This window comes from Paenibacillus catalpae (genome assembly GCF_900112695.1).
Lineage (GTDB): Bacteria > Bacillota > Bacilli > Paenibacillales > Paenibacillaceae > Pristimantibacillus > Pristimantibacillus catalpae.
In genome coordinates, this window is the sequence record NZ_FOMT01000002.1 from 611,814 (window position 1) to 625,411 (window position 13,598).

The 13,598-nt window shown below is 46.4% G+C and carries 10 protein-coding genes; all 10 read left to right on the forward strand.

Translation table 11 applies throughout. From position 1 onward, the window contains the following. Window positions 1-62 precede the first annotated feature (62 nt). The 10 genes from BM200_RS10445 (at window position 63) to BM200_RS10490 (ending at window position 13,595) form a co-directional block, all read left to right on the forward strand. Complete coding sequence (locus BM200_RS10445; protein WP_091184774.1) at window positions 63-1,145, forward strand: alkene reductase; 1,083 nt, start codon at window positions 63-65, stop codon at window positions 1,143-1,145. A gap of 395 nt (window positions 1,146-1,540) precedes the next feature. Then, window positions 1,541-5,680 (forward strand): carbohydrate-binding protein, encoded by a 4,140-nt coding sequence (locus BM200_RS10450; protein WP_091184777.1) that lies wholly within the window; start codon window positions 1,541-1,543, stop codon window positions 5,678-5,680. Window positions 5,681-5,920: 240 nt separating this feature from the next. Next, window positions 5,921-6,238 carry a metal-sensitive transcriptional regulator gene (locus tag BM200_RS10455; protein ID WP_091186252.1) on the forward strand — a complete coding sequence of 106 codons (318 nt, stop codon included), beginning with the start codon at window positions 5,921-5,923 and terminating at the stop codon, window positions 6,236-6,238. A 21-nt stretch (window positions 6,239-6,259) separates the two neighbouring features. Next, window positions 6,260-6,463, forward strand: a complete 204-nt coding sequence (locus BM200_RS10460; RefSeq protein ID WP_091184779.1) for a copper ion binding protein — start codon at window positions 6,260-6,262, stop codon at window positions 6,461-6,463. A gap of 82 nt (window positions 6,464-6,545) precedes the next feature. Then, the gene (locus BM200_RS10465) at window positions 6,546-8,978 is read left to right on the forward strand and encodes a heavy metal translocating P-type ATPase (protein WP_091186254.1); all 2,433 of its coding nucleotides are present in this window, start codon (window positions 6,546-6,548) and stop codon (window positions 8,976-8,978) included. Window positions 8,979-8,995: 17 nt separating this feature from the next. Continuing rightward, complete coding sequence (locus BM200_RS10470) at window positions 8,996-9,628, forward strand: NAD(P)/FAD-dependent oxidoreductase (protein WP_091184781.1); 633 nt, start codon at window positions 8,996-8,998, stop codon at window positions 9,626-9,628. A gap of 29 nt (window positions 9,629-9,657) precedes the next feature. Beyond that, window positions 9,658-10,200, forward strand: a complete 543-nt coding sequence (locus BM200_RS10475) for a YdhK family protein (RefSeq protein WP_091184783.1) — start codon at window positions 9,658-9,660, stop codon at window positions 10,198-10,200. Window positions 10,201-10,484: 284 nt separating this feature from the next. Next, window positions 10,485-11,036 carry a VanZ family protein gene (locus tag BM200_RS10480; protein WP_091184786.1) on the forward strand — a complete coding sequence of 184 codons (552 nt, stop codon included), beginning with the start codon at window positions 10,485-10,487 and terminating at the stop codon, window positions 11,034-11,036. A gap of 236 nt (window positions 11,037-11,272) precedes the next feature. Next, entirely contained in the window at window positions 11,273-12,049 is a 777-nt protein-coding gene (locus tag BM200_RS10485) for a GNAT family N-acetyltransferase (RefSeq protein ID WP_245773008.1), read from the forward strand. Between the two features lie 328 nt (window positions 12,050-12,377). After that, window positions 12,378-13,595 carry an MFS transporter gene (locus tag BM200_RS10490; RefSeq protein ID WP_091184790.1) on the forward strand — a complete coding sequence of 406 codons (1,218 nt, stop codon included), beginning with the start codon at window positions 12,378-12,380 and terminating at the stop codon, window positions 13,593-13,595. Window positions 13,596-13,598 lie beyond the last annotated feature (3 nt).

The following is a 13,598-nucleotide window of genomic DNA, read 5'->3' on the forward strand; positions in this document are numbered from 1 at the left end:
ATTCGCCAAAGGTCGCGAGGAACAATGACTGAACTCATAAATAATTTAAGGGGAGTTTGAAAATGGATAAATTGTGGAGCAAGACAAAGATCGGAAATTTGGAATTGCCGCATCGTTTAGCGATGGCGCCAATGACACGTAGTAGAGCGCAAGATGATGGTACACCAGGCGAGCTAAGCGCCCTTTATTATTCTCAAAGAGCATCAATGGGATTAATTATTAGTGAAGGTACACAGCCTTCAGAAGATGGCCAAGGTTACTTGAATTCACCTGGTATCTATACTGAAAAGCAAATTGAAGGCTGGAAAAAAGTTACTGATGCTGTTCATGCTGCAGGTGGATACATGTTTATCCAGTTGATGCATGTTGGTCGTATGTCACATCCTGATAATACCACGCATCATCGTCAAGCGGTTGCACCTTCAGCAATTGCACCTGGATTAGAAATGTTTACTGCTAAAGGGAAGCAGGAAATCCCTGTTCCACGTGCGTTAAGTGAAAAGGATATTCAAACGACAATTTCGGACTTCCGAAAAGCAGCAGTTGCGGCTATTGAAGCAGGGGCTGATGGTGTTGAAATTCATGGAGCCAATGGCTATTTAATAAATCAATTCTTTGGAGAGAATTCTAATAGACGAACTGATAAATATGGAGGATCTATAGAGAATCGTGTTCGCTTTGCTATTGAAGTAACGAAAGCAATCGTCGACGAAATTGGAGGGGATAAAACAGGCTTCCGTATTTCTCCAGGAACCCCTCTTGGCGGGATTGATGAAGGCGAACAAAGTTATGAACTTTATCTCCACCTTGTTAGAGAATTATCCCAGTTTAATTTAGCATATCTACACGTTATGCATTTAGGGAATGAAACACTTCTTCGTGAAATCCGTTCAATATGGGAAAATCCATTATTGGTCAATCGAGCTGGAAGAGCACTAAAAGATATTAGTATAGATATTGATAATGGCATTGCTGACATGGTACCAGTTGGTGTCTGGTCATTAGCTAATCCGGATTTAGTAGAACGTCTAAAAAAAGAAGCTCCCTTGAATGAAGTTGAACACACTACACTATACTCTGGCACCGGGAGTGCAGGCTATACGGACTATCCTACTTTGAACGATCTAGAATCTCATCAGCAGTAAGAATACCATATAAACGAAAGCCGTAAGCAGGATTCATAATGCTTGCGGTTTTTTTTATTATAACAGCGGCCGGCAGCAAAGTGAGCATGTGCTAAAGTTCTTATCATTTATGTTGCATTAGTCTTGTCATCCGACGACAAAAGCGATAGCATGGAAAACTGTTTAATTGTTACAATAATATTGTATTAAAAACTGAAAACGCAAAAATTTCATTGAATAATTCAATATATTTGAAACAAACTGTTGACTTTGCCTGGAAAATGCCGATATACTCTCGATATATTAGATTAATTGGATAAAATGAGGTGATGAGATAACGGTGGTGTAAGGGGGAAATCATCACGAACAGTCATTAATGAAAGCGCTTTAATTAATTCGATGAGGTGATAAGTTTGATGTTGAAACGAAGTTTAATGGCTATTCTATGTGTGCTGCTCTTGATTGCCCCTCAGGCGGCATTCGCCTATAAGAATCCGGCATCGCTGCCAGACGAATGGGGACAATATGGACTTGGCGACCCTTATGTGCTGAAGTTTAACGGTACCTATTATTTGTATGTGAGCACGAGAGATACTGATATCGGGGTCAAAGTGTGGAGCTCGCCAGACCTTGTCAACTGGAGCTATGGAGGATTGGCCGCAACCGATCCGGTCACGAAGGGAGCCTACGCTCCCGAAGTCGTTTATTGGAACGGATATTTCTACATGTATACCTCTCCTGCCGGTAATGGTCATTACGTGCTGCGCAGCGAGAGCCCGACCGGTCCGTTCACGGTGCAGACGGGCAATTTGGGCCATTCGATCGATGGCAACGTCTTCATTGACGATGATGGCAAGTGGTATTTCTATCATGCGAACGGAGCGGGAATTCTCGCGGCTGCGATGCCTACGCCGACGACGATCGGCAACAGCGTCAATACAGGTGCAAGCATGAACGGTTGGACGGAAGGTTCTACAATGTTCAAGCGCAACGGAAAATACTATATGACGTATACCGGCAACCATGTATTCAGCAAAGGCTATCGGGTCGACTACGCGGTCAGCACAAACCCGCTCACGGGATTCGTGCGTGATGCGGATAACCCGATTCTGATCAGTACGGAAGGTCCGACAGTCGGTCTCGGCCATAATACGGTCGTCGTTGGCCCGAACCTGGATGCCCGCTATATCATCTACCATAATCTCGAAGGACCGGGCATTGTCGGACCTCTTCGGCATATGGGGATGGACCGGATCGTGTTCAACGGGGATAAAATGTCGGTGCTAGGACCGACGACAACTGAGCAGCCGGATCCGGAGATGCCGGATTTCGAGGACCGGTTCAATGGCGCGGAACTCAGCCCGGCGTGGACGAATGCGGACGGTGGCAGCTGGAGCGTTGATTCCGGCTATCTTCGGCAGCAAACCGCCGGTACTAGCAGACTGGTGACCACTTCTGCGGCCGGCAGCAGCTATACGGCAGAATTTAACCTGCAGCTGGCTGAGTTGAGCAATACCGGCAGCCCGCGGCTTGGAGTCGTATTCTCCTACAAGGGCGATAACGATTTCGGCACAGCGCTGTTAGATCCGTCGAGCAATTCGCTGCAGACGCAGTTCCGGGTGAACGGTGCTGATCTGGGATGGGTGGCGAGCCCGCTGCCGGAAGGGTACGATTATACGAAGCTGCACAATATCCGGGTTGAGAAAGCAGGAGATACGTTCAAGATCTACGTCGACGGCATGCTGAAGCAGACGCGCAGCGTGATGCTTGGCGGCGGCAGCATCGGTTACGTCACGGAGAATGCGAAGGCGAATTTCGGTTATGCCGCTTTCAGCAACGACGTGAACGGCAGCAGCGATTTTGACGCCGCGAAACCGGTTCCAGGCCAAGTCGAGGCCGTTCATTACCTGTCAGGCGGTGAAGGAGTCGGGTATCATGACCAGACGCCGGATACAATCGGCGATTACCGCGGAGAAGGCATGGATACGGGCAAAGCAGACGACGGCACCTCACATATCACCGCTTTCGAGAATGGCGAATGGCTGCAATACCGGCTGAACATCTCGGAAACAGGCAAATACGATATCGATCTTTCTTATGCGGAAGCAGCCCTGGGCAGCAAGGTACAGCTCACTCTGGATGGTGGACAGCCGCTTGGCGAGTTTGAGCTGGCAGGAGTTAATGACGCTGCTGATGCAGGATGGCAAACCGCACAGCTGAACGGGGTAGAACTGCCGGCAGGTGTGCATACCTTGAAGGTCGCAGCCGTATCGGGCACTATCTCGCTGGATAAGCTGACGTTCCACCGGCACGCGGACGTTCCGGTTCTTTATGAGAACTTCGATGACGGCCAGGATGACGGCTGGAAACGGTATGAAGGTTTCTGGAGCGTGAAGAGCGACATTGCCGAGGAGGAGCAGCCTTACGACGCTTATCATCCGATCCCGGGTGCGATTGGTACGGTCCACTATATCTCCGGCGGCGAAGGTGTCGGTTATCATGAGAATACACTCGAAAACATCGGCGGCCAGTACCGGGGAGATTCGGTCGACATTCGTTCCAATCCGGCCGGCGGCGGTTACAACGTAGGCTGGAACCAGACGGGCGAATGGCTGAAGTTTAACATTGACGTAGCGGAAGCCGGATCCTATAACGCAGAATTCAAAGTGGCTACTACGCTGGATGGAGGTCAGATCCGGCTTTGGCTGGACGATACGACGGATCTTACCGGCATCGTGGACATTCCGAAGACCGGTGACTGGAACATCTGGAATGTGGTGCTCAAATCCGGTGTTACACTGCCGGCAGGCAAGCATACGCTGAAAGCCGAGACGGTCCGCGGAGAATTTGATTTTGCAGGTATAGCGCTGACGAGGATGGATCAGCCGATACCAGTACCCGGTGTCATCGAAGCCGAGCATTACAAGCCCGGCGGTGAAGGCGTAGGCTACTATGATTTGACTCCTGCGAACATTGGGGGCAAATACCGCAGCGATAAGGTCGACATTCGCTCCGCTGCATCGGGCGATCAGATCGTAGGCTGGAATCAAACAGGCGAATGGCTGAAGTACAACATCCGCGTCGCGGAAGAGGGACTGTACGATCTCGACTTGTGGGCAGCTACAACGTTCACGGATGCACAAGTCCGGCTATGGCTGGATGACACGACTGATTTGACAGGCGTACTGAGCGTTCCTGCTTCCGGCGACTGGAATAAGTGGAAATCGGTGACGAAATCCGGTATCCTGCTGCCGGCCGGCGATCATGAACTGAAGGTCGAAATTGTCAAAGGCGAGTTTGACATGACAAGACTGTCGCTCACCCAATTCGATAAGCCGCACGTGCTGCCCGGATTTATCCAGGCTGCTGATTATAAGGCAGGCGGCGAAGGATCGGGCTACCATGATCTGACTCCGGCTAACATCGGTACGGAATACCGAAATGATTCGGTCGATATCCGCCGGAATGCGGGCGGCAGCTACAATGTGGGGTGGAACGCTACCGGCGAATGGCTGGCCTACAACGTAGATATTGCCGAGGCTGGCGTGTACAACGTCGATTTCGTGACCGCTACATCGACGGACGGCGCGAAGGTCCGGCTGTGGCTCGACGGCGCAACCGATCTAACCGGTGAAGTCGATATTCCGAATTCCGTCACCTGGGAGAACTGGGCGACAACAACAAAGCAAGGCATCTATCTCCCGGCGGGCGCACATACCTTGAAGGTAGAAACCGTGAAAGGTGAATTCGACTTCCAAGGAATACGGATTCATCAGAATCCGGTCGAACCGAAGGTTGTTCATACAGGCGAATATCAGGCAGCAGTCGGCAGCTTCGCGAAGACAACGATCGGGGATGCCAATTGGTCGGATTACAGCATAGAGTCCGATATCAAGCTGATTAGCGATTCTGGTGACGGAGGCATTCTGTTCCGTGTGAATAACCCGGCTCACGGCAAAGAATTGAATCAGAACAATGCGAACTTCGTGCAAGGATATGTCGCGTACCTGAACAATCAGGGCGTTCATCTCGGCAAGCTGAATTACAGCTGGACCTATTTGACAGGGGTGCCGCTCGAGGTGAAGACAGGCGAATGGAAGCATATGAAAGTCGTTGCACAGGGTACCCGCATTCAAGTGTATGTCGATGATATGAGCAAGCCGGTTATCGACTATACAGATACTAGCGGCAGTCCATTCACGCACGGCAAGGTCGGCATGCGGACATTCATGAATGAAACGAGCTACGATAATTTCACGGTTCTGCCTGCCCCTATTCATGCTCCTGCCATCGGCAAGCTGCTGGATTGGTTTGGCTCAGCCGGACAGTTAGACGAGAAGACCCGGAAGCAGCTGGATAAGGAGCTTGATCATGCAGCCGATGCGGTCAGCAAGAAGAAGCCGGACTGGAAGCAGGGGATCAAGCATCTGGAGAATTTGCTGAAGCAGCTGAATAAAGAGAAGCAGCAGGAAGAGATTTCGAATCAAGCAAAGACAACGCTCAATCGGAGCGTTAACGCACTCATTGAGGCGTGGAGCGAAAATCTGGGCAAGTAGCCGACAATGCCTCAGCCAAAGCGGCGACTAATTAATAATCACGTCCCTGTACCGAAGGAGCTTCGGTGCGGGGACTTTTGCGTTATTGAATAAGAAATTATGAAGGTAGTATTATTTTCTCTCACCAGCCGTTAAGCCTATTTTTAAAAGAAATACAATTATTCAATTGACATACTCTAGGGGGGTATTGTATAGTTCAATTGCGAGGTGATCATTTTGGCAAACCAAAAGGAAGCTGCAATGAACGAAATCAATGATGTCTGCTGCTCTTCAGATAACGAAAGAAAGAGTCATCATTCGGATAAAATGAAGGGGAGTTTAATCTCTCGGTTAAATCGAATTGAAGGACAAATTCGCGGAGTGAAAGCCATGATCGAACGCGATACTTATTGTGATGATGTGTTGAATCAAATCGCTGCAATTCAGTCGGCTTTAAACGGTGTAGGAAAACTGCTGCTCGAGGGCCATATGAAAAGTTGCGTGGTGGAGCGTATTCAGGCTGGGGAAAATGAAGTCATTGACGAGCTATTGATTACGGTAAATAAATTAATGAAATAATTTGACTTGGAGGGATTATCAATGAAACAAGTAATAATGAATGTTAACGGAATGTCTTGTCAACATTGTGTGAATTCTATTGAGAAAGTGATCAAAGAAATCGGAGGTTCTGCTCTTGTAGATCTGTCAAATAACAAAGTGACCGTGGAATATGACGAAAATAAATTGTCCATGGGTGATATTAAAACAGCGATTGAAGAACAAGGGTATGACGTTGTGGGTTAAATAATCTGGCCACGCTGGTGGCCCTTTTTTTCACAAATTTTAATACCCCCATGGGGTATATATGAATAAGGGTGATAAAATGATGCAAAGCACTGAAGCACAGCAAAACAAGCAGGCAACATTGCAAATAACAGGCATGACATGCGCAGCATGTGCAAATCGAATAGAGAAAGGTTTAAATAAAATGGAGGGAGTTACCGGGGCAAATGTAAACTTTGCTCTTGAAAAAGCGTCTGTGACCTACAATCCGGATAAAGTGAGCCTCCCTCTAATTGAGAAGAAAATCCAGGATATCGGCTACGATACTGTAAAAGAAGCTGTTGATTTTGACATTGGCGGCATGACTTGCGCAGCGTGTGCTGCGCGAATTGAGAAGGGGCTTAACAAAATGGCTGGCGTAACGAATGCGACCGTAAACCTGGCTTTAGAAACAGCTCGGGTCGAATATTTGCCGGCAGAAGTATCCACTTTGGATATCATGAAAAAAGTAGAGAAGATCGGATATACGGCAAAAGTTAAACAGGAGCAGCAAGGGACAGAAGACCATCGAAAAAAAGAAATTAAAGCGCAGCGAAAAAGGTTCTTGTTGTCGGCGGTCTTATCGCTGCCGCTGCTTTGGGCGATGGTTGGACATTTTTCATTTACGTCTTGGATCTGGGTGCCGGATTTGTTTATGAACCCTTGGTTCCAACTGCTGCTAGCTACTCCAGTTCAATTTATCATTGGTCGTACTTTTTATATGGGTGCATATAAAGCGCTTCGCGGAGGAAGCGCCAATATGGATGTGCTTGTGGCCCTTGGTACATCTGCAGCCTATTTCTACAGTTTGTATTTGACGATAGATTGGTCCAACGAAACACATGCTCATCACACGCCAGCCATGTATTATGAGACCAGCGCGGTACTCATTACGCTAATCGTCCTTGGAAAGTTGTTCGAAGCTTTAGCAAAAGGCCGGTCATCGGAAGCGATAAAATCGTTAATGGGCCTGCAAGCGAAAACAGCTTTAGTGATTCGAGAAGGGCAGGAAGTCGTTATTCCAATTGATGACGTGGCCGTGGGTGATGTTATCATCGTAAAGCCCGGCGAAAAAGTACCAGTTGACGGCATTGTATTGGAAGGCTCCTCCACGGTGGATGAATCTATGCTCACTGGTGAAAGCATGCCAATCAGCAAAAAGAAGGACGATTTTGTAAACGGGGCAACAATCAATAAAAACGGTATGCTTCGGATTCAAGCGGAAAGGGTCGGGAAAGAAACGGCTCTTGCTCAAATTATTAAAGTTGTTGAGCAGGCACAAGGATTAAAAGCCCCAATCCAACGTATAGCTGATGTGATATCAGGTACTTTTGTGCCAATTGTCGTCGGAATTGCAGTCGCCACTTTCCTGGTATGGATTTTTATAATTGATCCTAACGATTTCGCCGGAGCTCTTGAAAAGGCTATTGCGATACTTGTAATTGCATGCCCATGCGCACTTGGTTTAGCCACCCCAACTTCAATAATGGCGGGGTCTGGTCGCGCCGCAGAATTTGGTATCTTGTTTAAGAGTGGAGAACATCTGGAATCAACACAGAAATTAACCACAATTGTATTGGACAAAACAGGAACAGTGACAAAAGGCAAACCTGAACTTACAGACGTAATCGTTGCTTCATCCATTCCAGAGGAAGAGTTTCTTGCTTTCATAGCCTCTGCCGAGAAAAACTCAGAACATCCGCTTGCGGAAGCCATCGTTACTGGTGTACGGGAACGAAACATCGCTTTCTTAGAACCTGAAGCATTCGAAGCAATTCCGGGATTTGGCATTCGTTCAGTTGTGAGTGGGAAAGAGGTGCTTATCGGAACACGTAAATGGATGGCCCATAATCAGATACAGGTAGATACGGCCATTGATCAAATGTCTGTGCTGGAAGAGTTGGGAAAAACGGCAATGCTGGTTGCCATTGACGGTCATTATTCCGGTCTAGTTGCCGTTGCCGATACCATCAAGGATAGCTCAAAGCGTGCAGTTGAGCGGCTGAAAGAGATGGGGCTTGAGGTGATCATGATTACTGGTGACAATGAACGAACAGCAAAGGCAATTGCCAATCAGGTTGGAATTGAGCATGTGCTTGCGGAGGTTTTGCCAGAAGGCAAGGCAGTAGAAATAAGGAAGCTGCAGCAGGCAGGCAAAAAAGTAGCCATGGTTGGCGACGGCATCAACGATGCCCCTGCACTGGCAACAGCCGATGTTGGTATGGCCATTGGTACGGGTACCGACGTGGCTATGGAAGCAGCTGATGTGACGCTGATGCGTGGTGACTTGAACAGCATTCCGGATGCTATCTTGATGAGCCAGAAAACGATGACCAATATAAAGCAGAATCTTTTCTGGGCACTCACTTATAACGTGATCGGCATCCCGATTGCAGCAGCCGGCTTCTTGGCTCCGTGGCTAGCAGGGGCGGCGATGGCCTTCAGCTCCGTGTCTGTAGTGCTTAATGCACTCCGTTTGCAACGGGTAAAATTATAAGAGGGAGCGTGGATAGATTGGGGTACAAGAAGTTTGCAGTTTCTCCGGGCTTCGAGGAAGGCGGCTCTCTCTTTAAGCCTGAACAACTCGCTATGCTTGGTTCCATAGTGGGTGCTGATGCTAAGATTGAACTAACCACTTTTAAGCAATTGTATGTGGAATTGGACGAAAACCTATTCGAAGCCGTACAAGACCAATTAAGGCTGACAGGTTTGGACATTCAACCAGCAGGATTCTATACCAAGAACTTAATTGCCTGCAATTTTTGCAGGGGAGCTGAAGACGCTGGTTTAAATCTGGCGAAAAGGTTGGATCAGGCTGTTGCCGGAAAAGAGGTACCAAGTCCATTAAAAATCGGATTTGCCGGATGTGCACTTGGTACGAGCGAACCTTTGCTAAAAGATATCTCAGTGATCAAAATGAATAAAGTTTACGATGTATATGTCGGTGGCGAAGCTAAGGGGATAAAAGCCCGTCTTGGACAGCTATTCGTTTCTAGCCTTCCTGAAGATCAAGTCATTCCCGTTGTTACTGGCCTGATTAAGGTTTTTCAAGAGCAGGGCAAAAAGAAAGAGAAGTTTTCGAAATTCGTGCAACGTTTAACAATTGAAGAGTTACGCAAAGTAACTGGTACTTGTCTTAATTATTAATCTGATAATCACTAGGAGGCTAGCTTAAAATGAAAAGAACAACGATATTAATCATGATTGCAATCGTAATGCTTGCAGTATTAAGCGCATGTGGAAAAAACGCGGTGAATTCCAATATGGAACATTCCGAAATGAACCATTCCGGTTCGGGTGAAGTACCCGCAGGTTTAAAAGAGGAAATAAACCCTACCTATAAACCTGGAAGTCAAGCAGTTATACAAGATGATCACATGCCAGGGATGAAAGGTGCAACGGCAACGATTGTTGGAGCATATAAAACAACAGCGTATGTGGTGGATTATACGCCTACAAATGGCGGGGAAAAAGTGAACGATCATAAATGGGTAATTCAACAAGAAATAAAAGACGCGGGGGAAAAGGATCTACAACCAGGTGCTCAAGTTATCCTTGATGCTGATCATATGCCTGGGATGAAGGGAGCAGCAGGTGAGATTGTATCTGCTGAGAAAACTACTGTGTACATGGTTGATTACACACCAACAACTGGCGGAGCACCGGTAAAAAATCATATGTGGGTAACGGAAAGTGAGTTGTCACCATTAGTAGAATGATTTACCGATGATGGATGGATATAACCGATTTCATTTAAATCCCGCTTCGTCAAAGGAGTGGGATTTTGTTTGTGACTCTTTTTTAGTGCGCCAAGCATAGGAACCGATTACTATTGCGTATTCCATAAGACACAACAGACAGCTGCGGATAATCAATAGGCAGCTGTCTTGTTGTTAAACGTGTGGGTAGGATAGCTAATAACTTATATGGAATAAACGGGAGGATCATATTAAACTGAGGTAGTTAAGAAAAAATTGCGAAGGGTGAAAAAAGGAGATATTGTATGAGCAATCGTGAACGAATTAAAATAGTCTTTTTATATGGTGTTTTCATCTGTTACCTATTTTTGTTAATTAAAATATTATTCTTATCGAGAGTATCGATTTCGGAGCTATTTAACAGCCAAAGGACTTTAGTTAGATCAATTAATCTCATTCCTTTCAATAGCATAAGTGAATTTATATCCGGCAGCTCTGCTAACTTAAAACAATTCGCTTTTGGTAATGTGGTTGGCAATATACTTATTTTTATTCCCCTTGGTGTATATGTGGCATTATTTAAGAGCAATAAAAAAGTAATAATCAATCTGTTGTTTATATGTATGGTAAGTTTATTTGTTGAAGTCATTCAAGGGCTATTAGGCATTGGAGCAGCAGATATTGATGATATCATTCTAAATGGTTTAGGTGGATGGATTGGTATCGTAGTTTATAAGTCTTTATTATTTGTAATACGAGATAAAAAGAAAGTACAAACTGTAATAACCGTACTATCTGCCATCGTAGGGTTACCAGTTATATACTTCTTATTATTCATGATAAAAATGAGGTTCTGAATATCTTTATTGCACGTGCTCAACTTTGCTTCCTTGCAAGGTTGGGTACTTTTTTTGTTATGTATACACTTTACAAAGTTTGTCCAGTGGTCTAATGTATGCATATAGATCATTTACGTTTTTTGTCTAATTGGTGAAGCTCGAACCACAGCGGTGGCCGATCGAGGGGTTACATTACAATTACTTGGCACTTATGTTTGGAAAAAGAAATGGTGGAGGAGATTGAATTGTCGTCAATGCAAAATCTAATCGTTAATAACTTAATTCGCGCTTATGAAAGACTAGGCGAACTCAGTCAGCTGCTCACCTTTATTAAAACGGATCGCACACAACGCTTTGAATCTGATGTCCCTTTTGAATTATTCAATAGTGTAGTTAACTATGAGCATTCTGAAGGGATCGACCTTATAGAAGAAATCAAAGCCATTAAGTCAATGTACCATAATCGCGGCCAGAAATTGCGTTGGCTGACTTACTCTCACAAGCCTGATGAAGTCGTTAATCAAGCACTTGCAGCTAATGATTTGAAGCAGAGCGACGTGCTTTTCGGCTTGGGACTTGATCTGGATGGATGGCGGTTGGATTTACCGGAAATACCGGGTCTTGAGGTTCGACCTGTACGGGAACCTCAAGAGTTGGAGGACTATAGAAAGACCATTCTGGCCGGATTTAGCATTCCAGAGCCGATGGCAGATATTTTTTGCAAAGTGTTTGTAGATGGCCCCAGTCAGAATTCGTCCATGATTCAACATTATATTGCTTACTTGGACGGCGTGCCTGTGACTACGCTCAGTACCTTTATCGATGGCGATGTCGCAGGAATCTATAGCATTGCAACGGTAGAAGCCTACCGCTCTAGAGGAATGGCTCAAGCGGTGCTAACACATGCATTAGATGTCGTACAACAAAAAGGCGCGAAGCTGGCGGTTATCCATGCAACCCCGATGGGACGAAAGGTTTATCAAAGGGTTGGGTTCAAGGAAGAACTGACGATCACCATTCATTCCAGCTAGTAACACGACGTCGATTTTAATGCCAGAAACTGATCCTTCCGGAATTGACCGCTCAAAGACTGCCGACTATCGGCAGTCTTTTTCTATTGGACCAGGTATTGGCTGAGTCAAGAGGGGAGCCTTCGGCCGGATGGAGCAGGCACATCGGAGGTCCATCCCAGGAATCGGTTTGGTGATGTCGATTCTATGGAGTAGCTATACTCGAGGTAACATGCTGATAATATTTTCACTTCTTTCAGACGGGAAGCGGTCGTTCTATAATGGATCAGGAGTCTAGTTTTATATATAGAGTGTCGCTTAATATTTAAATGCCGAAGGGTCGTGGACTATGCGTTCTGATATTCAGCCTGCCAATTACCGGGTTCCGCTTTTTTGTGCAGTTACTTTGTTATTCTGGTTCTCGATGTATACCTGTGTTCCAATTTTAACCGCATATGTAGAAAGCGTGGGTGCATCGAATAAGATGGCAGGACTGATCGTAGGGATGTACGGGCTAAGCCAAATGCTGTTACGTATTCCGGTTGGCATCCTGAGTGATCGGATTCATAAACGGAAGCTGTTTATAATGATCGGGTTATTGTTCTCTACCCTGTCAGGGGCAGGTATTCTATTGACGCATGATCTAAACTGGATCCTATTCCTTAGAGTTGCGGCGGGGATCGCGGCTTCGACATGGGTGGACTTTACAATTCTTTTTGCCAGCTACTACGCCAATGACGAAACGACCCGTGCCATGGGAACGATTGCCGTAAATAATTCTTTGGGACAGATGCTGGGGATATTATGCGGGGGATGGTTTGCGGATCAATATGGCTGGGAGTCGGCTTTTCTTATTGGAGCCGCTGTTGGATTGGTTGGGATGGCGGGTTCTTTCTTCATCGTGGAGAAGTTCGATGATCAGGCGGCTCCTATAACCCTGCAGGGGATACAAGAGGTGGCAAGTGACCGCACTCTTCTAACCGTCTCGTTTCTCTCGATTTTATTTCAAATGCTGACGTTTGCAACCGTCTTCGGTTTTACCCCCGTGTTTGCCCAGTCACTTGGGGCAACCAAGCTGGATATGGGGCTGCTTACATTCTGTTCAACTTTGCCTACAGCACTTGCTTCCTGGATAGGCGGCAGGCATTTGGCCCGTAAGCTTGGAGAACGAAGGGTTATTATTCTAGGGTTCATTCTGAGCGGCTTGTTTACGGTCTTTATTCCTTTTACCAGCTCCTTATGGTTTCTTATTGTGACCCAATCACTTGCCGGCTTTGGCAGGGGCTTTACGTCTCCCGTTCTTATGTCTCTTTGCATCAAGCATATGGTGCCGGAGAAACGAGCTACGGCTATGGGATTCTATCAAGCGATCTATGGATTGGGCATGTTCATGGGTCCTTTATTTATGGGAGCTGCGGGGGATTGGCTAACCTTGCGGGAGGGCTTTGTAATCGTTGGATTGCTGGGGTGTGTGACTGCTTTACTAGGGCAAGTGATGCTAAGAAAACTGCCTGGTATTGGCATATCATTGAGTATAGCATCAGGTACCTCTTCAAAAAACGCATGATAG

Bases quoted from the DNA above. Each gene is read 5' to 3' on its own strand.
- BM200_RS10445 (WP_091184774.1), top strand. From the start codon at position 63: ATGGATAAATTGTGGAGCAAGACAAAGATCGGAAATTTGGAATTGCCG.
- BM200_RS10450 (WP_091184777.1), top strand. From the start codon at position 1,541: ATGTTGAAACGAAGTTTAATGGCTATTCTATGTGTGCTGCTCTTGATT.
- BM200_RS10455 (WP_091186252.1), top strand. From the start codon at position 5,921: ATGAACGAAATCAATGATGTCTGCTGCTCTTCAGATAACGAAAGAAAG.
- BM200_RS10460 (WP_091184779.1), top strand. From the start codon at position 6,260: ATGAAACAAGTAATAATGAATGTTAACGGAATGTCTTGTCAACATTGT.
- BM200_RS10465 (WP_091186254.1), top strand. From the start codon at position 6,546: ATGCAAAGCACTGAAGCACAGCAAAACAAGCAGGCAACATTGCAAATA.
- BM200_RS10475 (WP_091184783.1), top strand. From the start codon at position 9,658: ATGAAAAGAACAACGATATTAATCATGATTGCAATCGTAATGCTTGCA.
- BM200_RS10480 (WP_091184786.1), top strand. From the start codon at position 10,485: ATGAGCAATCGTGAACGAATTAAAATAGTCTTTTTATATGGTGTTTTC.
- BM200_RS10485 (WP_245773008.1), top strand. From the start codon at position 11,273: ATGCAAAATCTAATCGTTAATAACTTAATTCGCGCTTATGAAAGACTA.
- BM200_RS10490 (WP_091184790.1), top strand. From the start codon at position 12,378: ATGCGTTCTGATATTCAGCCTGCCAATTACCGGGTTCCGCTTTTTTGT.